Here is a 24,146-nt window from a genome sequence, read left to right as displayed (position 1 = left end):
ATTTACAACCCTTGGCAGGTGGCCGAGGCGGTTTCATAAAGTTTGTCATTGGAGGGCTCTGGCTCAAGGTTCAGTTGCAACAGGCAGGGTTTGGTCGAATCCGGCAATTGGACACTCAGGGTTTGCGGGGGCTGGCTGTCATTCAGGAAGATCAGGCCTTCGCCCACCACGCTGGTCACAAAGGCCTTGTCGGTGCCAAACACAGCAGCTCCCTGGGGTAACGTGCGCCCATGCTGATCACGGGCAGTCAATAGAACACGGCGGGCACTGACCACCTGGAATTCCACGGTATTGAACGAGCCGCGTGCAGCCGCCAGGGTTTGGGTGCCGTTCTTGAGGTCGACGCGCTTGGGCAGCGATTGGGTCTGCACTTGGAGGTGGCTGTTGCTGTACGCCGGCAGCCCAGGAATGACCGCTTGGCCGCGATAGTCAGTCCAGACCGGGCCCTGGGGCGTCTCGACCTTGGCGCCCGAGATATTCCCCACCGACAGCAGGCCGAACGTGTCCTGTACCGGGTAGGGCGAAAAAGTCAGCCCTTGCCCATGGGCCACCACGGCGCCCTGCAATTGCCCGGTGTAGCTGGTTCCCGAGGCGTCGCGGTTCACTCCCGCACCTACGCGGGTGTAGCGCGGCATGACATCGACCCGCCCGTGCACCGATTGCTGGCGGTCCGTCAGATCGCGCTCGGCTCCAACCTCATAGTCCACATACTCATTGACCCGTTCCGACAAGGATGTGCCGATATCGGAGCGGCCATTGCGCCGACTGGCGTAGGAGGTCAGGCGACGGCTCTCGCCAAAGGGCAGGCTGACCTGCAGGCGCAGGGACATCCCTTGCGAGGGAAGCTCCTCATTGGCGGCATAACGGCGTTTTCGGCGGCGCGACGGGCCGGTTTGCGAGTCGGCGATCAACGCGACATCAACCTCACTGAAACGCCTGTTCCACGACGCGAATACGTGTTCGGCACCCTGCCCGTCAAACTGGGTGCTGCGCGAATAGCTGAGAGATAGCGCGCCAAACAGCGGCTCGGCCCAACTCAGCCCGGCGGTGTACTGGCGCTGGAAACGCGCATCCAGAAAGTCCTTGTTCGAGACGGCGCCTGCCTCCAGGACATCCCGATAACCTCGGCTCTGGGTGGTAGCACTCAGGTTCACTTCAACCCCGGCGCCCAACGGGCTGCCCAGCGACACGGCATTGCGCGTGCCGCCCACGCCACGGACCTGGTCACGCGACATGTTGTGCCTTGCCGTCAGCGAAACCCGCTGGAAAAACACCCGGCTCAACGTACCACCGGCCGCATGATATTCATCTGTCCCCAGCACGCCGAACCCCAGGGCCGTGCCTGCGCCCAGGCCCCAGGTGCCACTGCCCATCGCCACCACCGGTTGCTCCCGGCCACTGACGAGCGTTTCGCGCACCTTGCCCAGGGCAAAGTCGAAGCCCGGCGCCACAGGCACCTGGGCTCCGAACGACGCCGCCGGCACCACGAAACTGCGCTTGCCACCCCGGGTCCCGATGACACTCACGTCCAGGTCACTGGTGCCATTGAGCAGCGGCAGACCGGTCAGGCTGAAGGGGCCTTCAGGCACCAGGGTCGAATAAATCAGTACCCCGGACTGGCGCACCTCAACCCTCGCCTGGCTATGGGCCAGGCCTTCGACCACTACACCGTTGGCGCTCCCAAGGCGCGCCACACCATCGGGAAAGAATTGGAAGCCCGAAAGCTGGAGCCCACCAAACACCGGGCTGCGGCTGGAAATCTGGCCTGCCTGGAAGGTCGATTGCAGGGCCGCGAAATCGCGCTGGGCGTAGGCATACACATGCTCGCTGCTGCCCCTGCCATTATCGGAAATGTAGAACTGCCGACTGCGCACAACCCAGTTGCCCAGGTTGAACCCCGCCTCGGTATAGGCCGAGACAAACCGGCTGGAGCCATCACGTGCATGGCTGTCGAACCCCAGCACATCGTAATTGAGCATGGCGGCCGTACCGCCCTGGCTGAAGCTGCCCGCCTCCCACTGCGCCTCGCGCAACGATTGCGTGGGCACCACCAGGGATACTTCGTCACTGCCGGGGCGCAACCGCACTATCGTTGCCGGATACTCACCAATAAAGTCATGGCATGCCTGATCGGCCGTGACACCGGCCTGCAAGATCGCCGATGGCACCCGCAAACCGGCCTTGTCCAGTAGCCCTCGGGTAAAGCACAGTTGGCCCTGATAGTCGAAACGAGCGTCGACCAGCCCCAATGCGGCGCCATTGACCCGCAGCCCGACCACCTGGACACCCTCGCGAAAACGCGCGGCACTGCGAAAGTATTCCGAGACTTTTGGATCAATGCCATGGGTGGTCAGGGCCGCCAGGTCGAACCCCGTCCCCAGCTCGATGGCCACCACCTCCCCATGCCCCCCGAAAAGGCTGGCCAGGCCCATGAACAGCCCCGAACAACGGGCACCACCCGTCATCTTGCCCACCGCCCGGTCAATTCCCATGATCGGCCACATTGGCTTGGTAACTGTCGACGCTGAACCCGTAGACAGTCGCCGGCTGCAGGACCACCGAGCTGACGGCGGAAAGGGCGCCCTGGGTCGCGACCGCCAGGGTCTCACCCGGCAGGATGTAGCTGCGCGGCAGGGTCGCCAGCTGTTTGCCCGGCAGCAGTTGCAACTCCAGCGCCAACCGCACCACATACGCACTGTCGTTGTGCACGACCAGGCCACTGCCCTGGCGCTTCCACTTCAGCAGTTCCCAGGGTGCCTGGTGCCTGGCCAGCCCCTTGGGATGCAGGATCAGCGGCAGGTTCTGGCGCAGCGTGATGCCAATGGTCGCCCCGCCGGGGCTGCGGGCCTGGGGGATGCCTTCAAAGGACACTCGTTTCAAGCGCTGGGTCTTGAGCGGCGCAGCGGCGGTGCTGATAAAACGCACCAACTGGGTTTCACCGGCTTCGACCCGGCTAATCGGCGGCGTGACAACCAGCAGCGGCTCTTGATCTTCCGGGATGTTTTCAATCACCGAGTGAAGTAACGCGGGACCCGGATCGGTGTTCTTGAGATTGATCGTCGCTTCACCGTCTTCTTCATAGAGCACGACCACCGTTGTCTCGGGCTGCATGCCATCGGCGAAGGCCATGCCACTTGCGCAAAACAGTAAAGCTGAACAACTCAACAGCGTCACACTTGCTTTCAAAAAACAACTCACAGTGTTTTCTCCGCAACGACCCAAACAAATAACAAACAAGTGCCCACGCAAAAGCAGCCGACAAGTTCCGGAAGTACCAAGAAAACTTCCGTTGCAATATCGGCTGTTTTTATAAGTGCTTAGATGTAACTAAGTACTAAAGTAGCCCGCCCATCCAGCGTGACATCCCGGGTGAGGTCCAGGTCCTGCGCCTTGTTGATGACCGCCTTGACCGCAATCACACCGGTCAGTTGGGCAACGGCTGCCGGAGTAATGGTCGCGCCATTGCGCCACGAATACTGGCTGGGGGATTGCGCGACTTTGCCATCACTGACCTGCCAGGCACCGGTGCCCGACCGCATGATCGGGTTCAACACCACCCCTGACGACCTCAGGTCGCGCAGGGTGACCGAATAACCGCCGGTACGCCGGTTCGATACGGCCCCCAAGCCGAAGTTCTGCGCCTCGGTATAGCCGGCACCGAGGATCCCGGTGACCTTGCTGCTAGCCTGTAGGTCGGTCAGGGCCAGGGCGAACTTGGCCGGGGTGCTGCCGCAGTTGACGGACACCGAGGTGGTTCGCTCCTCGCGAGGGTTGAAGGCAGTCTGGGACAACTCGCCGGAGCGGATGGTCCCGTAGTCGATGATCCCACCACCACCCAGGCTCAGGTTGCAGGAGGTGGGAGTGATCGTCCCCCGCACCACCAGTTGCGCTACGTTTGTTGCCTGGGCAGCGATACTGGCTGCCAGGCAGATAATGCCCATCGTCAAACCCAATGCTTTTTTCATGATCAACCTGTCGTTAGAAAGTGTCAGGCGTTATTTATTTAAACCGGGCAGTTTACCGCCCACCTTTAGTTCCTTATTGAAACACAAAGCCATAAATAAATAACACCACGGCATCATTGCCGAAAGACAGTTTCACCCTGGCCACCACCTAATAAATATAAGACAACACCTTAAACCCTGTGAGACCTGTTAAATACAACCGTCCCTTTTAACAACTATAGAAGTAGTCCGGAGCAAACTAAAGATCAGCATAATTAACGCCGCCATGTAGGAAACCGCATAAGCACTTCAACTTTTGAAAAACTTTATAACCCCCTACATACCACTAGGGAGATGTCATAGGCCGCCCGGGAATTTGCCCTACATTTCCTACAAAACTTGATCGAGAGCAGGGGTAAGACAAATCACCGAGCACTACGCGTTGGCGCCAGCGTTTGATCGTGGCACGATGGCAAGGTTATCGACCGAGATCCCCTACCCATGCCGCAATCCCAAGCCAAGAATCTGTCCCTGATCGCCGCCATCGACCTGGGCTCCAACAGCTTTCACATGGTCGTGGCCAAGGCCCAGAACGGTGAGATCCGCATCCTTGAGCGGCTCGGCGAAAAGGTACAATTGGCGGCCGGGATCGACGATGAGCGCAAGCTCAACGAAGAATCCATGCAGCGCGGGCTCGATTGCCTCAAGCGCTTTGCCCAACTGATCAACGGCATGCCCCAGGGCGCCGTGCGTATCGTCGGCACCAACGCCTTGCGCGAAGCGCGTAACCGTGGCGAATTCATCCGCCGCGCCGAGGAGATCCTCGGGCACCCGGTGGAAGTCATCTCCGGCCGTGAAGAAGCGCGCCTGATCTACCTCGGCGTTTCCCACACGTTGGCCGATACCCCCGGCAAGCGCCTGGTGGCCGACATTGGCGGCGGCAGCACCGAGTTCATCATCGGCCAACGCTTCGAGCCGCTGCTGCGCGAAAGCCTGCAAATGGGTTGCGTCAGCTACACCCAGCGCTATTTCAAGGACGGCAAGATCACCCCGGCGCGCTACGCCCAGGCGTACACGGCGGCGCGGCTGGAGATCATGAGCATCGAACACGCCCTGCACCGCCTGACCTGGGATGAAGCCATCGGCTCATCCGGCACCATCCGCGCCATCGGCCTGGCCCTGAAGGCCGGCGGCCATGGCACTGGCGAAGTGAATGCCGAAGGCCTGGCCTGGCTCAAGCGCAAGCTGTTCAAGCTCGGCGATGCCGAGAAGATCGACTTCGATGGCATCAAGCCCGACCGCCGCGCCATCTTCCCTGCCGGCCTGGCGATCCTGGAAGCCATCTTCGACGCCCTCGAGTTGCAGCGTATGGACCATTGCGATGGTGCCCTGCGTGAAGGTGTGCTCTACGACCTGTTGGGCCGCCATCATCACGAAGACGTGCGTGAGCGCACCCTGGGCTCGCTGATGGAGCGTTACCACGTTGACCTGGAACAGGCGGCACGGGTCGAGCGCAAGGCGCTGCATGCCTTTGACCAGGTCGCCGAGGATTGGGACCTGGAAGACGGGGTCTGGCGTGAACTGCTGGGCTGGGCGGCCAAGGTCCATGAGGTGGGCCTGGACATCGCCCACTACCATTACCACAAGCACGGCGCGTACCTGATCGAGCACTCCGACCTGGCGGGGTTTTCCCGGGAGGACCAGCAGATGCTGGCGCTGCTGGTGCGCGGCCATCGCCGCAATATCCCCAAGGACAAGTTCGCCGAGTTCGGCGCCGAGGGTATCAAGCTGATTCGCCTATGCGCCCTACTGCGCTTTGCGATCCTGTTCCATCACATTCGAGGCACCCAACAGATGCCGCAAGTCACCCTGCGCGCCAATGGCGACAGCCTGGATGTGGTGTTCCCCAAAAACTGGCTGGACGAGAACCAACTGACCCAGGCGGATTTCGCCCAGGAAGCCGAGTGGCTGACGCGGGTGGGGTTCAGCTTGAACGTGCACTGACACCTAGACCCTCTCGGACGACAGCGGTACGCCAGGCCGGAACGCCGGCTCGCGGATGGCCTGCGAGGCCTGTTCATAACCGTGTGCAACCGAGAGCAGCGTGGCTTCACTGTTGCCCGTGCCGCAAAAGTGCAGCGCGGTCGGCATACCCTCCTCATCCATGCCCGAGGGCACCGAGATGCCGGGGTAACCGGCTGCGGCGGCAAAGTAGTAACTGTCGGAGCGGAAGTTCGACACGATGGCATCGAGCCTGTGCTCGCTCAACGGCTTATCGAGGGTGTCCTTGAAAGTCGGCAGGACGGCCGCCCACAGTTGCTCGCGCTGCTCATGCGTCACGTCCAGGCTGTTGATGTGCTCCAGCAACGCCTGGTCCGGCTCCCCGGTTTTCCTGTCACGCTCGTTGAACGCAATCAGCTCAGCCAGCGACTTCACGGGCAACCCTTCCCGGCCGGCCAAGTAGCCTTCCAGGCGTTGCTTGATCCCAGCAAACAGCGCGTCGCTGTATTGATCGTACGTCTCATTCGATACATTCGCGTCCAGCCTGCCTATGGGCACCATGACTGCACCCTTGGACGCGAGCAATGCGAGCGCGTCCTCGTAGTGCTTTCTGTCTGCGCGCAGGGCCGGATTCTGGGCGGCCTGCGGCGACAGCTCAGGCAGCGGGGTGTAGCCGATACGCTTACCCTGCAAGGCATTGGCCGTCAGGCCGGCGGTGTAGCCGGTGGTTTCGGTCATGGCATTGAGCGCTTCGCCAGCATCCCGCACGCTGCGGGTAAACGTGCCCACCGAGTCCAGCCTGGAACTGGTGATGACGCCCTCGGTACTCACCAGCCCGACCGAGGTTTTCAAACCAACCACGCCGTTGTAGGCCGCCGGGGCAATGATCGAGCCGTTGGTCTCGATGCCCAGTGCCAGCGGTACCAGGCCCTGGGCGACCGCCACCGCCGAACCCGAACTGGACCCTGCCACCTGCCCTCCCAGCCGATGGGGATTGAGGGTCTGCCCGCCACGGGAGCTCCAGCCATCGACCGCCACGCTGGAGCGGAAGTTGGACAGCTCGCTCATATTGGTCTTGCCCACGATCACGGCGCCAGCCTTGAGCAGGTTGTCCACAACCTTGGCGTTTTTGGTCGCCGGTGAACCGACCAGCGCACGGGAACCCGCACTGGTGTGCATTTTACCGCTGGTTTCAAAGACATCTTTCAGGGCAATCGGCACGCCGTGCAAAAATCCGCGCACAGTACCGCCGGCACGCTCCTGATCGCGCGCCCGCGCCTGTTCACGTGCATCGGGGTTGACCTGCAGGAACGCATTGCCACCCTGCAAACCCTGGTCGATGTTGGCGATACCTTGCAATGAATCGCGCACCAGCGACTCTGAAGTGACTGCCGCCCGAGCCATGTCGGACGACATGGCCTGCGCACTGCGGTAGCCCTTCGGCGGTGCGGCCAGCACCTCAAAAAAACCCGAGGCTTCAAGCCCGATTCCTACGCCCGATCCGATCATCGAAAACTCCTCAACTGCGCTATACAGGCTATCGCCTGATAGCCCGAGGTCAGTCTAGGAGCGGGAGCCTGGGCTCCCCAACCTGGGAAATCTGACGGTGCTGTCCGATTTCTCAGTGGGGGGTGTAGGCCTGGCCGATATCAGCGGACCGTCAGCACCGGGCTGCCCAAGCGCTCCAGCAAGGTTGCCTGGGCACTGCGCGGGTTCTGGTTGCCGGTCGGCGTGTTGCGCACATAGCGCCCGTCCGACTGTAGGCTCCAGCTGTGGGTGTTGTCGGTCAGATAACTCTCAAGCTCTTTCTTGACCCGCATGATCAGCTTCTTGCCTTCCACCGGGAAGCAAGTCTCCACCCGCTTGTCGAGATTGCGCTCCATCCAGTCGGCGCTGGAGAGGAACATCTGCTCCTCGCCGCCGTTGAGGAAGTAGAACACCCGCGTGTGCTCCAGGAAGCGCCCAATGATCGAACGCACGTGGATATTGTGGGACACGCCCGCGATGCCCGGACGCAGGCAGCACATGCCCCGCACCACCAGGTCGATCCGCACGCCGGACTGGCTGGCCTTGTACAGCGCGCGAATGATCTTCGGATCGGTCAGCGAGTTGAACTTGGCGATGATATGCGCCGGCTTGCCGTCGAGGGCGAACTGGGTCTCGCGGGCAATCATGTCGAGCATGCCCTTTTTCAGGGTGAACGGCGCATGCAGCAGCTTTTTCATGCGCAGCGTCTTGCCCATGCCGATCAACTGGCTGAACAGTTTGCCGACGTCTTCGCACAGCGCGTCGTCGGACGTCAGCAGGCTGTAGTCGGTGTAGAGCTTGGCGTTGCCCGCGTGATAGTTGCCGGTACCAAGGTGCGCGTAACGCACGATTTCACCGGCCTCGCGGCGCAGGATCAGCATCATCTTGGCGTGGGTCTTGAAGCCGACCACGCCATAGATCACCACCGCGCCGGCCGCTTGCAGGCGGCTGGCCAGTTGCAGGTTGGATTCTTCGTCGAACCGCGCACGCAGTTCGATCACCGCCGTGACTTCCTTGCCGTTACGCGCGGCGTCGACCAGTGCATCGACGATTTCCGAGTTGGCGCCGCTGCGGTACAGGGTCTGGCGCACGGCCAGGACATGAGGATCCTTGGCGGCCTGGCGCAACAGGTCGACCACCGGGGTGAACGACTCGAAGGGGTGCAGCAGCAAGATGTCCTGCTTGCTGACCACACTGAAGATGTTTTCGCTGTTTTGCAGCAACTTCGGAATCTGCGGGGTGAACGGCGTGTATTGCAGTTCCGGGTGGCTGTCCAGGCCGGTGATGCTGAACAGGCGCGTCAGGTTCACCGGGCCATTGACCTGGTACAGCTCGGTCTCGGCCAGGTTGAACTGCTTGAGCAGGTAGTCCGACAGGTGCTTGGGGCAGGTGTCCGCCACTTCCAGGCGGACCGCATCGCCGTAGCGCCGCGAGAACAGCTCGCCACGCAGGGCGCGGGCCAGGTCTTCGACGTCTTCGGTATCGACCGCCAGGTCAGCGTTACGGGTCAGGCGGAACTGGTAGCAACCCTTGACCTTCATGCCCTGGAACAGGTCATCGGCGTGGGCGTGGATCATCGACGAAAGGAATACATAGTTATCGCCAGCCCCCCCGACCTCTTCCGGTACCTTGATGATCCTTGGCAACAGGCGCGGTGCAGGAATGATCGCCAGGCCCGAATCACGGCCAAAGGCATCGATCCCTTCGAGCTCGACAATAAAGTTCAGGCTCTTGTTCACCAGCAGCGGGAACGGGTGCGTCGGGTCCAGGCCAATCGGGGTGATGATCGGCGCGATCTCGTCACGGAAATAGCGACGGACCCAGGTCTTGAGCTTGACGGTCCAGTTGCGGCGGCGGATGAAGCGCACCTGGTGCTTTTCCAGCTCCGGCAAGAGGATGTCGTTGAGGATGGCGTATTGGCGATCCACATGGCCGTGCACCAGCTCGCTGATACGGGCCAGGGCCTGGTGCGGCTGCAGGCCATCGGCGCCGGCTTGCTCGCGGGCAAAGGTGATCTGCTTCTTGAGGCCGGCGACACGGATCTCGAAGAACTCGTCCAGGTTGCTGGAAAAGATCAGCAGGAACTTCAAACGCTCGAGCAGCGGGTAGGACTCATCCAGCGCCTGTTCCAGCACGCGGATATTGAATTGCAGTTGCGACAGCTCGCGATGGATGTACAGGCTGCTGTCGTCCAGGTTCGGAATCACGATAGGCGGTGCCGCCACCACCGGCTCCGCGGTCACGGCAGGCTGCTCGGGCGCAAGCTCCGGCGGGGTTTCGGCCACCTGTTCAACCACCGGGTGCGCATCTTTTACGGCAACTTCTGTGAGTCCTTCGGTATTCATCGAGTGTTCCTGTGAGGGCTATTGTTGCTCTCTAAGCAATTGGGCGGCACGGGCGGCAAAGTAAGTCAGGATGCCATCAGCACCCGCACGTTTAAAGGCGGTAAGGGACTCAAGGATCACGCCTTCACCCAACCAGCCATTTTGAATCGCGGCCATGTGCATGGCGTATTCACCACTGACCTGATAGACAAAGGTTGGCACCTTGAATTCCTCCTTGACCCGATAAAGGATGTCCAGGTACGGCATGCCAGGCTTGACCATCACCATATCGGCGCCTTCGGCCAGGTCCGCCGCCACTTCGTGCAAGGCTTCGTGGCTGTTGGCCGGGTCCATCTGGTACGAGGCCTTGTTGGCCTTGCCCAGGTTCAATGCCGAGCCGACCGCATCGCGGAACGGGCCGTAGTAGGCGCTGGCGTACTTGGCCGAATAGGCCATGATCCGCACGTTGACATGCCCGGCCAGCTCCAGCGCCTCGCGGATCGCCTGGATCCGACCGTCCATCATGTCCGAGGGGGCCACCACCTGGGCGCCCGCTTGGGCATGGGACAGCGCCTGCTTGACCAGTGCGTCGACGGTGATGTCGTTCTGTACATAACCCTCTTCATCCAAGATGCCATCCTGCCCGTGGGTGGTGAACGGGTCCAGCGCCACGTCGGTGATCACCCCAAGCTCGGGGAAACGCTCGCGCAGGGCGCGGGTTGCGCGCTGGGCAATGCCTTCAGGGTTCCAGGCCTCGGCGGCGTCCAGGGACTTGAGCCCGGCCGGCGTGACCGGGAACAGCGCCAGCGCCGGGATCCCCAGTTCAACCCACTGCGCCGCCTCTTCGAGCAGCAGATCAATGGTCAAGCGCTCGACACCCGGCATCGACGCCACCGCTTCCCGGCGATTTTCGCCGTCCAGCACAAACACCGGCAGGATCAGATCATCCACCGTCAGTACGTTTTCACGGACCAGGCGGCGAGAAAAATCATCACGACGGTTGCGGCGCAGGCGGGTAGCGGGAAACAGGCGTTGGGCGGGGGTAAAGCTCACGGCAGACTCCTGAGCCCGGCTTGACGGGCGAGCGTGACAGTTATAAGCGGCCATTATGACGAAGGAATGACAGTTGTGCTTACTCATCCAACTGGCATGCGACCTGTAGCCGCATTCATGCTTTACGTAGGAAATGTTCACTTCGTGACACATCTCGATACTTTCATGAATGTTCACGAAGGCGTAGGCTGCGCGTTCATTTCGCCAGCACCCAGACAATGCTCCAACAATTTCTGAATGACTTTGGCTACTTTGCCCTCTTCCTGGGGACGTTCTTTGAAGGTGAGACCATCCTGGTTCTCGCAGGCTTCCTTGCGTTCCGCGGATACATGGATATCAACGTGGTGGTGGTGGTCGCGTTCTTCGGCAGCTACGCCGGCGACCAGCTCTGGTACTTCATGGGCCGCAAGCACGGGCGCAAATTGTTGGCGCGCAAGCCACGCTGGCAACTGCTGGGCGATCGGGCGCTGGAGCATATCCGCCGGCACCCGGATATCTGGGTACTGAGTTTCCGCTTCGTCTACGGCTTGCGTACGGTCATGCCCGTGGCCATTGGCCTGTCCGGCTACCCGCCGGGGCGCTACCTGTTGCTCAACGGTATCGGCGCGGCGATCTGGGCGGCAGCGCTGGGTGCTGCGGCCTATCACTTTGGCGCCGTGCTCGAAGGCATGCTGGGCAGCGTCAAGAAGTACGAGCTGTGGGTCCTCGGCGCCTTGCTAGTGCTCGGCTTGGGCTTGTGGCTGCGCCGGCGCATCCGCAACGCCCGCCTGACCCGGGAAAACTGTGCGGCCGAAAAAGCCCGGCTGGAGCAGGAACAACTGGCCGAGCCGAAAAAGCCCGAGCCTACGACGCCAATCGAGTAAGCCGGCCCCGGCAACAGTAAAGGCCGATGACACTGAGCAGGCTGTAGCTGGCCAACCCCAGCCAGCCCAGCACGCTGGCGGGCCACAACCCGACCAGCGGCGCCAGCCACACCAACGGCACATTCAGCCCCAACCGCAGCAGCTCGGCCTTCAAGGCCCACGGGCGATTCTCCAGGGCCACGCCCAGGCTAAACAAGCCCAGTGCCATCACACTCCAGCCCAACACAAGCGCAGCGATCGGCATGCCTTCGCCGACATTCATCAAATAGCTGCCAAAACCCACATACGCGGCAAATTGCAGGGCGATGTAAATCTGCTGGCGCGTGTCCAGGGGCACCTCGAACTTCCGGAACTGGCTCAGGTCCGGCTTGGCCAGCGGGTACCTGGCCTGGACGTCCGCCGGGCGCCAGCCGGTGCGCATGAACCAGATACGCAGTTTGTCCCACCCATTTTCGGTACGCCGGGCGTCACTCCACAGCTGTGCATAAAACTGCAGGTTGGCCCACAGCGGATTCCAGCTGGCCAGAGGCGTGGTCACGCCAAAGATCACCGGCTCGTTTTCGTCTTCTTCCTGGAACGAGCCAAACAAACGGTCCCAAATAATGAACACCCCGCCGTAGTTGCGATCCATGTAGAGAGCGTTCTGTGCATGGTGGGCCCGATGATTGGACGGTGTGACGAAGAACCATTCGAACCAGCCGAGCTTGGGCACATGGCGGGTATGCACCCAGAACTGGTACAGCAGGTTGAGCGACGCCACGCTGATAAACACCAGCAGCGGCACGCCGACGACAGCCAGCGGCAGATAGAAGACCCAGCTCAGCAAAAAGCCGGTGCTGGTCTGGCGCAAGGCGGTGGTGAGGTTGTAGTCCTCGCTCTGGTGATGCACCGAGTGCGCCGCCCACAGGATATTGCGCTCGTGGCCGCAGCGATGCAGCCAGTAGTAGCAGAAGTCGTAGAAGACAAAGGCGAACACCCAGGTCCAGACGCTCTGGGCCGGCAGCTCGAACAGCGCCAAATGCTTGAGGGCGAAGGCATAGGTCAGCAGCCCGACGCCTTTGGTCAACAGCCCAGTGGTGGTGGACAATACACCGGTGCTCAGGCTGTTGATGGCGTCGGCCACCCGGTAGTTGCGCTCGCCGCGCCAACGGTCAGCCAACAGTTCGACCACAATCAGGGCAATGAAAAACGGTACCGCGTAAGGGACGAAGTCCATGGGCCAGTCCGGTCAATTATTGTTACACCAAGATTAGTGCAGTGGCCGGTTGTCCCATTGGCAATGCGCGACAAATAAGTAGACATTTAACGCCATAAATCAGGAGAAATGCCCATGAGCAAAAAGATTGCAGTGATCCTTTCCGGCTGTGGCGTGTACGACGGCGCTGAAATCCATGAAAGTGTTATCACGCTGCTGCGCCTGGATCAGCGCGGCGCCGATGTCCAGTGCTTTGCCCCGGACATCGCGCAGTTGCATGTGATCAACCACCTCACCGGCGAAGAAATGCCTGAGTCGCGCAATGTCCTGGTGGAGTCGGCGCGCATCGCCCGGGGCGAGGTGAAGGACATTCGCGAGGCCCGCGTGGAAGAATTCGATGCGCTGATCGTGCCCGGCGGTTTTGGCGCGGCGAAGAACCTGTCGAACTTTGCCGTCGAAGGCGCCGGTTGCAGCGTCAACCCGGACGTACTGGCACTGGCCGAAGCCTTTGCCGAAGCGGGCAAGCCGGTGGGGTTGATCTGCATTTCGCCGGCCCTGGCGGCAAAAATCTACGGCCCAGGCGTGACCTGCACCATCGGCAACGACGCCGACACCGCCGCCGCCCTGGACAAGATGGGTGCGACCCACCAGGAATGCGCGGTAGACGAAATCGTCGAAGACAAGGCGCGCAAGCTGGTGAGCACGCCGGCCTATATGCTGGGCAAGAACATCAGCGAAGTGGCATCGGGGATCAACAAGCTGGTGGACCGGGTATTGGAACTGACCCACGAGAACGACTGAACGAGCGAAGCCGATCAAACAGGTGGGAGCTGGCCAGCTCCCACAATTTGACCGCAAGTACCTTCAGGAAGCCGCCACCCGGCGCTTCTCGGCCAAGCGGCTGCGGCTGTACAGCACCACAATCGCAATGATCGCCACGGCCTGGGCACTCAACGAGTACGCATCGGCATGGATGCCCAGCCAGTCGAAGTCAAAGAACGCCACCGGCCGGGTACCGAAAATGCCGGCTTCCTGCAATGCCTTGACGCCATGCCCGGCGAACACCACCGACAGCGCACACAGCAACGCCGCGTTGATGCCGAAGAACAGCGCCAACGGCAACTTCGCCGAACCGCGCAGGATGATCCACGCCAGGCCCATCAGCAGCACCAGCGCCGTGGCGCCACCGGCCAATACCGCGTTATGCCCGGCAGGACCGGCCTGCAGCCACAGGGTTTCGTAGAACAGGATCACCTCGAACAGTTCGCGGTACACCGAGAAGAACGCCAGGATCGCAAACCCAAAACGCCCGCCACCACCGACCAGGCTGCTCTTGATGTAGTCCTGCCAGGCGGCCGCGTGGCGCCGATCGTGCATCCATACCCCCAGCCACAACACCATCACACTGGCAAACAGCGCCGTGCAGCCTTCGAGCAATTCACGCTGGGCGCCGCTGACGTCAATCACATACGCCGCCAGGGCCCAGGTCGCCGCGCCAGCGACCAACGCCAGCGCCCAACCGACGTTGACGCTGCGCACCGCCGACTGCTGGCCGGTGTTACGCAAAAAGGCCAGGATCGCCGCCAGCACCAGGATCGCTTCCAGCCCTTCACGCAGCAGGATCAGCAAGCCCGAGATATAGCTCAACGACCAGCTCAGGCCGTCGCCGCCCAACAGGCCGGCCGCTTCAGTGAGTTTGCCCTTGGCCACATCCAGGCGCTGCTGGACCTGCTCGATTGGCAATCCGTCCTGCAACGACTGCCGATACGCCATCAGGGCTTTCTCGGTGTCCTTGCGCACGTTGGCATCGACGTTATCCAGTGAGCTTTCCACCAGCTCGAAGCCTTCCAGGTACGCCGCTACCGACAGGTCGTAGGCCTGCTCGTGCTCACCACTGCGGAACGCCGCAAGGCTCTTGTCCAGGGTCGCCGCGGTGTACTCCAGCAACTGCGCCGGACCACGCTGGACCTGCGGCGGCTGCGCGCGCTGGGCGCGGAACACCCGGACGGCGTCCGGCCCTTCGGCGGCCAGCACCTCTTCCGGGGCCTGGCGCGCCAGGTCGGCCAGGTTGAAGGATTTTTCGCTTTTTGCAGCGGCCGGGTCGGCGGTGAAGCCGGCGATGTAGGTCGCCAGGTCCCAGCGCTGACGGTCATCCAGCTGGTCGGCGAACGACGGCATGTCGGTGCCTTCGACGCCCAGGCCCAGGGTGTTGTAGATGCCATACAGGCTCAGGCGGTCCAGGCGCTGCGCATCGCGCAGGTTGGCCGGCGGCGGGGTCATGCCGACACCGGCCGGGCCATCGCCCGCCCCGGCGTCACCGTGGCACACCGAGCAATGCTGGGCGTACAGCGGCGCGCCACGTGTCGGGTCCGGGGTAATGGCCGGCGCCTGGCTGACTTCATAGGCTACCGCCAGCTGCGCCCCCAGTTGCCGGGCCTGGCGTGCTACCGCGTTACCGTCCTGATGGCTGGTAACGGCGGCCAGCAGCTCATCGACGCCTTTGACCAGCGCCGCACGCTCGGGCTTGTCCGGCAGTTCTACCACCAGCCCCTGCAACACGCCGAGAAACTCCACCTGTTCACGGTATTCAGACTCATCGACCACCTTGCCCGCCTGCACCGTCGGCGGATAGTCGGCGCCAATGTAGTCCAGCAAATGCAGGGCCTGGGGCGCACCTTCTGCGGTGGCAGCCAGCAGATTGAAGCTGCACGACACCAACGCTGGCAACAACAGCCAGGCGAGAAAACGGGAGGGGGCAGTCATGAATGAATCTCAGATGGAAACAAGAAGTAACATATTGTCGAATGTTAATGGGTTTGACTCAAGGCGTTAGTGATTGGCGGCTGAAATCTGTGCCCTGGGTAGTGGCACAAACCTTAAACAATGCCGCTGAAAAGCCATTGTTTTGCCAGTAACGAGGCCTATAATGCGCCGCCTTCGTTATCGCGAATCGGCATTTAGGCTCCTCTTTTTATGAGGAATAGGTAGGAAAAAGCTTCCTGCGATTGGTTATTCGACCCGACCAGCCCCTTCGGCCGATTACGCTCAGGGAAGCAGCACCTCAATGGCATCTCGCGCTTTTACCTCCCTTGCCCTCGCGGCAGTCACGCTGCTGTCGGGCTGTTCGATGTTCCGCAGCTACGACACGGAACTGCAAGCCACCAACCAGCAGTTGGCCAGCGGCAACGTGGATGCCGCGCTGACCCTGCTGGAAAAGAACAACAGCAGCGAAGACAAAGACCTTCTCTACTACTTTGAAAAAGGCGAGTTGCTGCGCGCCAAGGGCGACCTGGCCGGCAGCCAGGCGGCCTGGCACCGCGCAGACGTGGTGGTGTACAAGTGGGAGGAGTCGGTCAAGTTCGACACCGAGCGCTATCTGGCGCAGTTCGGCAGTTTCCTGGTCAATGACAAGGTGCGGCGCTACGAAGGGTATGACTATGAAAAAGTCATGCTCACCACCCAGATGGCGCTGAACCTGCTGGCCGTCAACGACTTTGACGGCGCGCGCACCGAAATCAAGAAAACCCACGAACGCGAAGCGGTGATCGCCGAGCTGCGGGACAGGGAATACCTCAAGCGCGAAAACGAAGCCGAGCGCCAGGGCGTAGCCACCCAGTTCAAGGATTTGCGTGGCTACCCGGTAGAAAGCCTCGACGCGCCGGACGTGGTGGGCCTGAAGAACAGCTACCAGAGCGCGTTCAGCCATTACCTGGCCGGTTTCGTCTACGAAGCCCTGGGTGAAAAAGACCTGGCCGCGCCGGGCTATCGCAAGGCCGCCGAACTGCGCCCCAACACACCGCTGCTGGAACAGGCGCTGCTCGATCTGGACGCTTCTGCCGTGGCGGCTGACGAAAGCGACGTGCTGATCGTGGTCCAGAGCGGCCTGGCGCCGGCCCGCGACTCGATCCGCCTGCCGTTGCCGATTCCTATCGACGGGCATTGGGTGATCACACCGCTGTCGTTCCCGGTGATTAAGCCAGACACTTCGACGGCCACCTTTGCGCAGATCGGCGTCGATGGCCGGCAGCAGAACCTCACGGCCCTCAACAGCACGACCGCGATGTCACGCCGCGCCCTGCGCGACGACATGCCGGGGATCATCCTGCGCACGACCGTGCGTGCCATCAGCCGTGGCGTGACGCAAAAAAACCTCAACCAGACCAACCCAATGGCCGGCCTGGTGCTGGGCATCGCCTCCGCCGTCACCGAGGGCGCCGACACCCGCACCTGGCGCACCCTGCCGGACGTCACCCAGGTCACGCGCCTGCGCCTCAAGCGTGGCGAGCACCAGGTGAGCCTGCCCAATGCCCTGGGCGGCAGCCTGGTGACGGTCAAGGCCGAACAACGCCACCAGGTGATCACCTTGCGGGTGGTCGGCAACCAGGTCTTCGCCAGCAGCCTGGCGGCCCATGTGGTCGCGAGCAACCCGGCCCAGGCCGTCGCCAGCCTCAAACAACCTTAAGGAGCACGCTATGCGTCATTTCATCCTCGGCGCCCTGGCGCTGATCTTCCTCGCCGGCTGCGCCACCCCGCCGCCGGCACCTGGCAGCGCCGCGAGCAAAGTCGTGGTGATGGGCAAGTTCAAGGGCATCGCCGTCGGCGCCATTCGGGTGGCCCGCGAAAACGGCTTCCTGACAGCCAAAGTGCAACTGAGCAACATCACCAGCAGCAATCAGATGATGTACTACCGCTTCGCCTGGCTGGGCGCCGATGGCTTCCCGGTGGGCGACGAAGAAACCTGGAAAGTGCTGAACCTCTACGCCAACCAGGCCACCTTCCTGCCGGCCATCGCCAACCTGCCCCAGGCCGCCGACTTCCGCCTTGAAGTCAAGACGCCTTGAGCCTGGCCCCTATTCAGTTTTCGAGAGACCTTCCCATGTTTGCACGCTTTTCGTTCCTCGCCGTGATCGCCGTCCTGGCCAGCGGCTGCGCCAACACCTCGCCGGTCATCGGCGGCAAAAACATCAGCTATGGCGACACCAAGGCCGTGGAACTGGTGACCAACGAGTTCGGCTCCACCGACCTGCAGATGATCGCTGAAAGCATGACCCGCTCCCTGGCGCAGTCCGGCATCCTCCAGGGCCGCCCGGTGGTGCAGGTGTATGACGTGAAGAACAAGACCAGCGAGTACATCGACACCCGCGAGATCACCACCTCGATCAAGACCCAGTTGATGAAGACCGGCACCGCCCGCTTCGCCAGCGACAACACCGATATGCAAAGCCAGGTCGACCAGCTCAAGCTGCAAAACCAGAGCGGCCTGTACAAGAAGTCCACGGTCAGCAAGACCGGCAACATGGTCGCCGCCAAGTACCGCCTGGAAGGTTCCATCAGCTCCATCGTCAAGCGCAGCGCCGACTACAAGGACGTGTTCTACAAGTTCAGCCTGCAACTGGTCGACGTCGAAAGCGGCCTGGCGGAATGGATGGACGAAAAAGAAATCCGCAAGACCACGGAGCGCTAAGCCATGGGCCCATGGATCGGCATCATCGCCCTGCTGTGCAGCTTTGGCGCCTGGGCGGCGCCGAAAATCGCGGTCACGGACCTGGCCTACGAGGCGCGGGTGGAGCAATACATCCACGCCGTCGCGGCCAGCAATAACTTCCAGGCCAGCCCGTACAACGCCAGCGGTGCGTCCAGCTACACCGAGTTCGAGAGCCGCAACAGCTACATCGAACAGAGCGAGCTGCGCAAATTCAGCGGCGATATCAAGGGCGAGATTCTCAAGTCGCGCCAGTTCCAACTGGTCCAGGGCACGCCCTACACCAGCGAGGCCAAGGGCGATGTGTACGACGTGATCAAGCGGATCAAGGCCGGCCACTTCAAGGGCGCCGACTATGTGTTGTTTGGCACCTTGTCGGATATCGACTTCACCCAGGACATCAACGCCCTGGATCGCACCAACAGTTATTCAGCGGTACTGGGGCTGGCGGTCGTGGCGGACTTCAGCCTGATCAACACCCGTACCTACGAGATCACCTCGGCATTTACCGCCATGGGTGAAGGCCAGGACACCAAGTTGGTGAGCAGTCGCGACGTGCGCGTGAGCCTGAGCCGGCCACGGGTGGTGAAGGAAGTGTCGAAAACCCTGGGTGAGGACGTGGCACGCCAGCTACAAGAGCAGTTGGGCGGAGGCTATCAAGAGCCCGGCCAGCCTGCGTTGCGCAATAACCTGCCAAGGGACGAAGCGCCGAAAATCCTGCGCTGAACCCAAAACCAATGTAGGAGCCGGCTTGCCGGCGATAGCGATGGGTCAGTGCAATATATGCTGGCTGATACACCGCTATCGCCGGCAAGCCAGCTCCTACAGTTTTGATTGGGTTTATTCAGTCAGGCTGTTGCGCGATGCAGGCTGGCGAGGAAACCCGCCGCGCCCACGAACAGCCCGGCAAACGTACGGTTCACGCGTTTTTGCTGCTTGGGCGTGCGCAACAGGCGCAGTACCTTCGACGCCAGCCCGGTGTAGCCGGCCATCACGATCATATCCACGCCGATCATGGTCACGCCGAGGATCAAGTACTGGATCAGCAGCGGTGCCTGCGGGTTCACAAACTGTGGCAGCACCGCCAGCATGAAGACCAGGGCCTTGGGGTTGCTGGCATTGACCAAGAAACCACGGAACATCATCGCCATCGGCTTGCCGATCGGGCGTACGGCCGCGTCATCGCTCATGTCCATGGGCAAGGCGCGCCATTGCTTGACGGCCAGGTACACCAGGTATGCCACGCCAAACCACTTGATCGCATAGAACGCGGTAGAAGACGCCGCAAGAATGGCGCCCAGGCCGCCCGCCACCACGGCAATCTGCATCGCCAGGCCCAATTGCAGGCCGATGGCGTTCCAGTAACCGCGCAGGAAACCGTATTGCAGGCCGCTGGACATGGAGGCGATGGCGCCCGCGCCGGGGGAGAGACTGATGATCCAGCTGGCCAGGAAAAAGGCCAGCCATGTGTCGAGCGCCATTACACACCTCGTAGCAAATTCGTTGTGAGCACTAAGCTAACTCCGAGGGCCGAGGGCTGGCTAGAGAATTTTAAGGCAAGGGGCTGATATCACTACCGCGCCAGCGGCGTACCGAACGCTGGAAGAACAGGCTGTTGGGCACTTGCACCACCGCGCTGTCGGTGCCCGCCTCGGCCACTTCGATCAGCGTGGTGTAAAGCAGGTTGATCGCGATCACCCGGCCTTTGACGCCAGGCTTGTCGACGGTGTCCACCAGCTCGACCACATCGCCCAGGCGAAACGGCCCGACGGTAAAAATCAGGATCGCGCAGAGCAGGTTGGACAGCACCGACCACATGGCAAAGAACGCCACCGCCGCCACGGCCACAAAACCCGACAGCGCAGTCCACAGCACGGTGGCCGACACGCCCAGGCGTTCGAGGACGAAGATCAGTGCACTGCCCATGATCAGCCAGCGCAGGCCACCACGCAGGGGCATCAGCAGTTGCGGCGGGAACGGGTAGCGCTCGCCCAGGCGCGTCAGGCCCTTGGCGACGAAGCGCTGGGCCAGGTAGCCGGCCAGCAGGATCAGCAGGATTTGCACGCCGACCCACACCGGTTCGATCCATTGCGCTGGCAGCGGCAGTTGCAAGGCTTCCATCAGGACAGCGCCTCCAGCTCCGCTTGCAGGCCTTCGAGCAATTCGAGGGCTTCCATCCAGGTTTCCTCCAATTGCCCTTCACGCACCTTGAGCTTGGCCTGTTCGGCCAGCAAGTCGCGCAGTTCATCCTTGCGGGCCGCTTCGTACACCGCGCTGTCGCCGAGGCTGGCTTCGATCTTGGCCAGGCGCTCGTGGACCTTGCCCAACTCGGCTTCGAGCTTGTCGGCTTCGCGTTTGTGCGGCGCCAACTGCTGGCGCAGGGCAGCGGCGGCCTGGCGCTGGGCTTTCTTGTCGGTCTTGTCCGGGTTGACCGGGGTGTTGCTGACCGGCGCGTTACGCAGGCGATAGTCAGTCAGCCAACGGGCGTAGTCGTCCAGGTCGCCGTCGAACTCTTCCACCTTGCCATCGGCCACCAGCAGGAAATTGTCGGTGGTGCTCTTGAGTAAGTGGCGGTCGTGAGACACCACCAGTACCGCCCCGCTGAACTCCTGCAAGGCCATGGTCAGCGCCAGGCGCATTTCCAGGTCCAGGTGGTTGGTCGGTTCGTCGAGCAGCAGCAGGTTGGGCCGGTCCCAGGCGATCAGGGCCAGGGCCAGGCGGGCTTTTTCGCCGCCGGAGAAATTCAGCACCGGCTCATCGATGCGTGCGCCACGGAAGTCGAAGCCACCGAGGAAGTCACGCAGGGTCTGTTCGCGCTCGGTTGGCGCCAGGCGCTGCAAGTGCAACAGCGGGCTGGCCTTGGAGTCGAGGGAGTCCAGTTGATGCTGGGCGAAGTAGCCCACCACCAGGTTCTCGCCACGGGTCAGGCGCCCGGCCAGGGGTTGCAGCTCGCCTGACAGGTTCTTGATCAGCGTCGATTTGCCCGCGCCGTTGGGGCCGAGCAAACCGATGCGCGCACCCGGGGTGAGCTGCAGCTTGACCTTCTCCAGGATGGTTTTGTCGCCATAACCCAGGCGTGCATCCGAGAGATCGAGCAAGGGGCTGGAGATTTTCAGCGACTCGCGAAACACAAAGTCGAACGGCGAATCGACGTGGGCCGCCGACAGTTCTTCCATGCGCTCCAGGGCCTTGATCCGGCTCTGGGCCTGGCGGGCCTTGGTGGCCTGGGCCTTGAACCGGGCGATGTAGCTTTCCATGTGCGCACGCTGCGCCTGCTGCTTCTCGAAAGCCTGTTGCTGCTGGGCCAGGCGTTCGGCACGGGCCCGCTCGAACGCGGTGTAGCCGCCGCGATAGAGGGTGATTTTCTTTTGCTCGACATGGGCGATGTTATCGACCACGGCGTCGAGGAAATCCCGGTCGTGGGAAATCAGCAACAAGGTGCCGGGGTAGCTCTTGAGGAAATCCTCCAGCCACAGGATCGCATCGAGATCCAAGTGGTTGGTCGGCTCATCGAGCAGCAACAGGTCCGAGGGGCACATCAGCGCCTGGGCCAGGTTCAGGCGCATGCGCCAGCCCCCGGAAAAGTCGGCGACCGGGCGATCCATCTGTTCGTTGGTAAACCCAAGGCCGGCGAGCATCTTGCGCGCGCGGGCGTCGGCGGTGTAGCCGTCGGCGCTGTCGAGTTCCGAGTGCAGGCGGGCCTGGGCGGCACCGTCCTGGGCTTTCTCGGCCTCGGCCAGGTCGTGTTGCACCTGGCGCAGGCGCAGGTCGCCATCGAGCACGTAGTCGATCGCGATGCGGTCCAGGGTGTCGATCTCCTGGCGCATATGGGCGATACGCCAGTCGGCCGGCAGCAGGCAATCCCCGGAATCCGGGGTCAGCTCACCGAGCAACAGGGCAAACAACGTGGATTTGCCGGCGCCATTGGCACCGATCAGGCCGGCTTTGTGACCGGCGTGCAGGGTCAGCTCGGCGTCTTCAAGAAGACGTTGCGGGCCACGCTGTAATGTTAGGCTTTGAAGTCGGATCATAATGGCGGCGGAGTCTACCAGCTTCGTTGACCGCTGGCTTGGGTGTGAACATGTGCGCTGACCTGTGGAGCTTTGCCCTCTCGACCTACGCCCGTGCGGGCGCTGAAGATGCCTGCCTGCGCTTGCAGGAACAAGGGGCGAATGTGTGTCTGTTGTTGTGCGGGCTGTGGCTGGAACAGCGTGGCGTCGCACCCGAACCTGCGCGTGTGCTGGCACTACGGGAAATTGCCGACCCCTGGCAGGCAGATGTCGTACAGCCCTTGCGCATGGTGCGCACGCAATGGCGCGCTATGGCGCAGCAGGATGTGGAACTGGGAGCTTTGCGCGAGCGGGTCAAGGCCCTGGAGCTGGAAGCCGAACGGCAGTTGCTGTTACGCCTGGAGGCGCTGGCGAAGGGTTGGCCAACAGGGGAACGAGCCACGGATCAAACATGGCTTGAAGGACTGGCGACCGAAGCCGCCAACCTTGACCACGACGCGCTGCATCAGCTGCGCGCCGCGGCCACCGGCACTTAGGAAGCGCTGGTTGGGGTGGTGACGGGTGCTGCCGGGGCAGGCGTGTTGCTGGCCGGTGCGGTGGTAGCGGCTGGAGCGGCAGGGGTAGCAGGCTTGGCGGCTGCTGGAGCTGGTTTGGCGGCTGGCTTTGCAGCAGCTGGCTTGGCAGCAGCAGGTTTAGCCGCTGATTTTGCAGCAGCAGGTTTGGCAGCTGGTTTTGCGGCAGCAGGTTTGGCAGTTGGCTTGGCGGCTGGTTTTGCGGCAGCAGTTTTAGTAGCTGGCTTAGCGGCCGGCTTTGCAGCAGCAGTTTTGGCAGCTGGCTTGGCGGCTGGTTTCGCAGCAGCAGTTTTGGCAGTTGGTTTAGCGGCAGGCTTTGCAGCAGCAGTTTTGGCAACTGGCTTAGCGGCTGGTTTCGCAGCAGCAGGTTTGGCAGCTGGCTTGGCGGCTGGTTTCGCAGCAGCGGTTTTGGCAGCTGGCTTGGCGGCTGGTTTCGCAGCAGCAGTTTTGGCAGCTGGTTTAGCGGCTGGTTTCGCAGCAGCGGTTTTGGCAGCTGGCTTGGCGGCTGGTTTCGCAGCAGCGGTTTTGGCAGCTGGTTTAGCGGCTGGTTTCGCAGCAGCGGTTTTGGCAACTGGTTTCGCAGGCGCTTTTTTAGCAGCAGGCTTGGCCGCAACTTTGGCCGGCGCCTTGGCCGCAACGGCCTTGGCCGGTGTACGAGTGCTCAGCACTTTGGCCACCGCTTCTTTCACACGACCAACACCCTGCGCCAATTTCAGGCTCTCTTGGGCATCGCGCTTGAGTTGAAGGATGTAGGTGCGGGTTTCGGATTGACGATCCTTGAGGGCATCGAGCAAGTCCTCAAGTTCTTTCACGGCGCCCTTGGCTTTGGTTTGCGCCTTGGCTTTGCCGGCGGTTGCGGCGTCTTGCAGTTTGGTACGGGATTTATGCAGTTTTTCTTGCGCCTTGCCGCGTTGCTTTTCCAGCTTGGCGAGCAATTTTTCTGCATCAGCCAAGGCTTGGGAGCAAGCGCTTTCCAAATGTTCGAGCAGGCTGCCCGAGAGTTGTTGGAGCAAGTGCAACGGGGTATTAACAGGCTTCTGTTTGGCCGACATGGTTTACCTCCTGGCTGACGTGGGTGCGGCTCATACTAGCCCTCTGCTCTTACCGCCGCTAGGGCATGTTGACAGTATCGAATGCGTTGCGTTGCACCGCACAAAAATTCTTATCGATATAAC

The 24,146-nt window shown here is 61.9% G+C and carries 20 protein-coding genes; 8 read left to right on the top strand and 12 right to left on the bottom strand.

Annotation, left to right across the window (positions count from 1 at the left end; translation table 11 throughout):
• Positions 1–2: 2 nt before the first annotated feature.
• The 3 genes from HBO19_RS11750 to HBO19_RS11740 form a co-directional block, all read right to left on the bottom strand.
• Positions 3–2,432, bottom strand: a complete 2,430-nt coding sequence (locus HBO19_RS11750; RefSeq protein WP_170057669.1) for a fimbria/pilus outer membrane usher protein — start codon at positions 2,430–2,432, stop codon at positions 3–5.
• A gap of 49 nt (positions 2,433–2,481) precedes the next feature.
• Positions 2,482–3,174: a fimbria/pilus chaperone family protein gene (locus HBO19_RS11745; RefSeq protein WP_170057555.1), complete on the bottom strand. Its 693-nt coding sequence runs from the start codon at positions 3,172–3,174 to the stop codon at positions 2,482–2,484.
• A 143-nt stretch (positions 3,175–3,317) separates the two neighbouring features.
• Entirely contained in the window at positions 3,318–3,965 is a 648-nt protein-coding gene (locus HBO19_RS11740) for a DUF1120 domain-containing protein (RefSeq protein ID WP_170042098.1), read from the bottom strand.
• A 480-nt stretch (positions 3,966–4,445) separates the two neighbouring features.
• Between HBO19_RS11740 and ppx the strand changes: the two genes are divergently transcribed.
• Positions 4,446–5,948, top strand: coding sequence for an exopolyphosphatase (ppx, locus tag HBO19_RS11735; protein WP_170042097.1), 1,503 nt, complete (start codon positions 4,446–4,448; stop codon positions 5,946–5,948).
• 3 nt (positions 5,949–5,951) lie between these two features.
• On the opposite strand, the gene HBO19_RS11730 is transcribed toward ppx, so the two are convergent.
• The 3 genes from HBO19_RS11730 to hemB form a co-directional block, all read right to left on the bottom strand.
• The gene (locus HBO19_RS11730) at positions 5,952–7,454 is read right to left on the bottom strand and encodes an amidase family protein (RefSeq protein ID WP_262381045.1); all 1,503 of its coding nucleotides are present in this window, start codon (positions 7,452–7,454) and stop codon (positions 5,952–5,954) included.
• Positions 7,455–7,594: 140 nt separating this feature from the next.
• Positions 7,595–9,817, bottom strand: coding sequence for a polyphosphate kinase 1 (gene ppk1, locus HBO19_RS11725; protein WP_169955031.1), 2,223 nt, complete (start codon positions 9,815–9,817; stop codon positions 7,595–7,597).
• 18 nt (positions 9,818–9,835) lie between these two features.
• Entirely contained in the window at positions 9,836–10,849 is a 1,014-nt protein-coding gene (hemB, locus tag HBO19_RS11720; protein ID WP_169955032.1) for a porphobilinogen synthase, read from the bottom strand.
• Positions 10,850–11,067: 218 nt separating this feature from the next.
• Here hemB and HBO19_RS11715 point away from each other — a divergent pair, with 218 nt between their 5' ends.
• Positions 11,068–11,712, top strand: a complete 645-nt coding sequence (locus tag HBO19_RS11715; RefSeq protein WP_169955033.1) for a DedA family protein — start codon at positions 11,068–11,070, stop codon at positions 11,710–11,712.
• On the opposite strand, the gene HBO19_RS11710 is transcribed toward HBO19_RS11715, so the two are convergent.
• Complete coding sequence (locus HBO19_RS11710; protein ID WP_170057554.1) at positions 11,693–12,928, bottom strand: sterol desaturase family protein; 1,236 nt, start codon at positions 12,926–12,928, stop codon at positions 11,693–11,695. The genes HBO19_RS11715 and HBO19_RS11710 overlap by 20 nt on opposite strands.
• A gap of 114 nt (positions 12,929–13,042) precedes the next feature.
• Between HBO19_RS11710 and elbB the strand changes: the two genes are divergently transcribed.
• Positions 13,043–13,708 (top strand): isoprenoid biosynthesis glyoxalase ElbB, encoded by a 666-nt coding sequence (gene elbB / locus HBO19_RS11705; protein WP_170042095.1) that lies wholly within the window; start codon positions 13,043–13,045, stop codon positions 13,706–13,708.
• A 63-nt stretch (positions 13,709–13,771) separates the two neighbouring features.
• On the opposite strand, the gene HBO19_RS11700 is transcribed toward elbB, so the two are convergent.
• Complete coding sequence (locus tag HBO19_RS11700) at positions 13,772–15,670, bottom strand: FTR1 family protein (RefSeq protein WP_170057553.1); 1,899 nt, start codon at positions 15,668–15,670, stop codon at positions 13,772–13,774.
• Positions 15,671–15,971: 301 nt separating this feature from the next.
• Here HBO19_RS11700 and HBO19_RS11695 point away from each other — a divergent pair, with 301 nt between their 5' ends.
• From HBO19_RS11695 to HBO19_RS11680, 4 genes are read left to right on the top strand one after another with little or no spacing between them, the layout of a single operon-like run.
• Positions 15,972–17,369, top strand: coding sequence for a hypothetical protein (locus HBO19_RS11695; RefSeq protein WP_170057552.1), 1,398 nt, complete (start codon positions 15,972–15,974; stop codon positions 17,367–17,369).
• 10 nt (positions 17,370–17,379) lie between these two features.
• Positions 17,380–17,748 (top strand): YcfL family protein, encoded by a 369-nt coding sequence (locus tag HBO19_RS11690; RefSeq protein ID WP_169955038.1) that lies wholly within the window; start codon positions 17,380–17,382, stop codon positions 17,746–17,748.
• 35 nt (positions 17,749–17,783) lie between these two features.
• Entirely contained in the window at positions 17,784–18,371 is a 588-nt protein-coding gene (gene lpoB, locus HBO19_RS11685; protein ID WP_169955039.1) for a penicillin-binding protein activator LpoB, read from the top strand.
• A gap of 3 nt (positions 18,372–18,374) precedes the next feature.
• On the top strand, positions 18,375–19,115 hold the full coding sequence (locus tag HBO19_RS11680; protein WP_170057551.1) for a penicillin-binding protein activator LpoB: 741 nt from the start codon (positions 18,375–18,377) through the stop codon (positions 19,113–19,115).
• Positions 19,116–19,237: 122 nt separating this feature from the next.
• Here the strand turns inward: HBO19_RS11680 and HBO19_RS11675 are convergent, their stop codons facing one another.
• The 3 genes from HBO19_RS11675 to HBO19_RS11665 form a co-directional block, all read right to left on the bottom strand.
• Positions 19,238–19,870, bottom strand: a complete 633-nt coding sequence (locus tag HBO19_RS11675) for a LysE family transporter (protein ID WP_170057550.1) — start codon at positions 19,868–19,870, stop codon at positions 19,238–19,240.
• A 70-nt stretch (positions 19,871–19,940) separates the two neighbouring features.
• Complete coding sequence (locus HBO19_RS11670; RefSeq protein ID WP_057440468.1) at positions 19,941–20,510, bottom strand: mechanosensitive ion channel family protein; 570 nt, start codon at positions 20,508–20,510, stop codon at positions 19,941–19,943.
• Positions 20,510–22,420 carry an ATP-binding cassette domain-containing protein gene (locus HBO19_RS11665; protein WP_169955042.1) on the bottom strand — a complete coding sequence of 637 codons (1,911 nt, stop codon included), beginning with the start codon at positions 22,418–22,420 and terminating at the stop codon, positions 20,510–20,512. Before HBO19_RS11665 ends, HBO19_RS11670 begins: the two co-directional genes overlap by 1 nt.
• Positions 22,421–22,470: 50 nt before the next feature.
• Between HBO19_RS11665 and HBO19_RS11660 the strand changes: the two genes are divergently transcribed.
• Positions 22,471–22,935 (top strand): TIGR02444 family protein, encoded by a 465-nt coding sequence (locus tag HBO19_RS11660; protein WP_170057549.1) that lies wholly within the window; start codon positions 22,471–22,473, stop codon positions 22,933–22,935.
• On the opposite strand, the gene HBO19_RS11655 is transcribed toward HBO19_RS11660, so the two are convergent.
• Entirely contained in the window at positions 22,932–24,023 is a 1,092-nt protein-coding gene (locus HBO19_RS11655) for an AlgP family protein (protein ID WP_170057548.1), read from the bottom strand. The genes HBO19_RS11660 and HBO19_RS11655 overlap by 4 nt on opposite strands.
• Positions 24,024–24,146: the final 123 nt, after the last annotated feature.

This window comes from Pseudomonas sp. WS 5021, assembly GCF_012985535.1.
Lineage (GTDB): Bacteria > Pseudomonadota > Gammaproteobacteria > Pseudomonadales > Pseudomonadaceae > Aquipseudomonas.
Note: the sequence above shows the minus strand (reverse complement) of the source record. Positions and strands in the feature narration are given on the sequence as shown.

Coding starts and splice junctions, on each gene's coding strand:
- HBO19_RS11715 (WP_169955033.1), top strand. CDS start 11,068: ATGCTCCAACAATTTCTGAATGACTTTGGCTACTTTGCCCTCTTCCTG.
- HBO19_RS11730 (WP_262381045.1), bottom strand. CDS start 7,454: ATGATCGGATCGGGCGTAGGAATCGGGCTTGAAGCCTCGGGTTTTTTT.
- HBO19_RS11690 (WP_169955038.1), top strand. CDS start 17,380: ATGCGTCATTTCATCCTCGGCGCCCTGGCGCTGATCTTCCTCGCCGGC.
- HBO19_RS11660 (WP_170057549.1), top strand. CDS start 22,471: ATGTGCGCTGACCTGTGGAGCTTTGCCCTCTCGACCTACGCCCGTGCG.
- HBO19_RS11695 (WP_170057552.1), top strand. CDS start 15,972: ATGGCATCTCGCGCTTTTACCTCCCTTGCCCTCGCGGCAGTCACGCTG.
- HBO19_RS11665 (WP_169955042.1), bottom strand. CDS start 22,420: ATGATCCGACTTCAAAGCCTAACATTACAGCGTGGCCCGCAACGTCTT.
- ppx (WP_170042097.1), top strand. CDS start 4,446: ATGCCGCAATCCCAAGCCAAGAATCTGTCCCTGATCGCCGCCATCGAC.
- HBO19_RS11675 (WP_170057550.1), bottom strand. CDS start 19,870: ATGGCGCTCGACACATGGCTGGCCTTTTTCCTGGCCAGCTGGATCATC.
- HBO19_RS11740 (WP_170042098.1), bottom strand. CDS start 3,965: ATGAAAAAAGCATTGGGTTTGACGATGGGCATTATCTGCCTGGCAGCC.
- HBO19_RS11710 (WP_170057554.1), bottom strand. CDS start 12,928: ATGGACTTCGTCCCTTACGCGGTACCGTTTTTCATTGCCCTGATTGTG.
- lpoB (WP_169955039.1), top strand. CDS start 17,784: ATGTTTGCACGCTTTTCGTTCCTCGCCGTGATCGCCGTCCTGGCCAGC.
- HBO19_RS11655 (WP_170057548.1), bottom strand. CDS start 24,023: ATGTCGGCCAAACAGAAGCCTGTTAATACCCCGTTGCACTTGCTCCAA.
- HBO19_RS11680 (WP_170057551.1), top strand. CDS start 18,375: ATGGGCCCATGGATCGGCATCATCGCCCTGCTGTGCAGCTTTGGCGCC.
- HBO19_RS11700 (WP_170057553.1), bottom strand. CDS start 15,670: ATGACTGCCCCCTCCCGTTTTCTCGCCTGGCTGTTGTTGCCAGCGTTG.
- ppk1 (WP_169955031.1), bottom strand. CDS start 9,817: ATGAATACCGAAGGACTCACAGAAGTTGCCGTAAAAGATGCGCACCCG.
- HBO19_RS11750 (WP_170057669.1), bottom strand. CDS start 2,432: ATGGGCCTGGCCAGCCTTTTCGGGGGGCATGGGGAGGTGGTGGCCATC.
- HBO19_RS11670 (WP_057440468.1), bottom strand. CDS start 20,510: ATGGAAGCCTTGCAACTGCCGCTGCCAGCGCAATGGATCGAACCGGTG.
- elbB (WP_170042095.1), top strand. CDS start 13,043: ATGAGCAAAAAGATTGCAGTGATCCTTTCCGGCTGTGGCGTGTACGAC.